The 577-nt window shown below is 59.3% G+C and carries 1 protein-coding gene; it reads right to left on the bottom strand.

The genetic code is table 11. The features are described 5' to 3' along the window. Positions 1–577, bottom strand: a 577-nt coding sequence (gene pstA / locus WH277_RS02425; RefSeq protein ID WP_339504206.1) for a phosphate ABC transporter permease PstA, incomplete at both ends; no start/stop codon positions are given.

The raw sequence follows: 577 nt of genomic DNA, 5'->3' as shown, positions 1-577 counted from the left end.
GCGGTTTCCCCGGCAATGCGGGCAATCGCCAGCAGCACACCCGTCAGGATGCCGGAAACGGAGGCTTTCAGGGTAATCGCCGAAATCATCTTCCATTTTGGTGTCCCCAGGGCATACGCCGCTTCACGCAGGCTGTCCGGTACCAGTCTCAGCATGTTTTCGGTGGTGCGGATCACGATCGGGATTTGCAACAGCGCCAGCGCCACCACCCCGGCCCAGCCGGAGAAGTGCTGCATCTGCGCCACCACGATGGTGTAAACGAACAGACCGACCACAATCGACGGTGCCGAAAGCAGGATGTCGTTAATAAAGCGAATCACTTCCGCCAGCCAGGACTTACGGCCATACTCGGCCAGATAGATCCCCGCCATAATCCCCAGCGGCGTACCCACCGCGGTTGACCAGAAGATCAACAGACCGCTGCCTGCCAGGGCGTTTGCAAGGCCACCCCCTGCCGTATTCGGCGGGGGCGTATTCTCGGTAAACAGCGACAGCGTCATGCCATCAATACCGCGAGTCACGGTTGAAAACAGGATCCACACCAGCCAGAACAGACCAAATGCCATGGTCAGCAACG

Source organism: Erwinia sp. MYb416, from assembly GCF_037479575.1.
GTDB classification, from domain to species: Bacteria; Pseudomonadota; Gammaproteobacteria; order Enterobacterales; family Enterobacteriaceae; genus Erwinia; species Erwinia rhapontici.
Note: the sequence above shows the minus strand (reverse complement) of the source record. Positions and strands in the feature narration are given on the sequence as shown.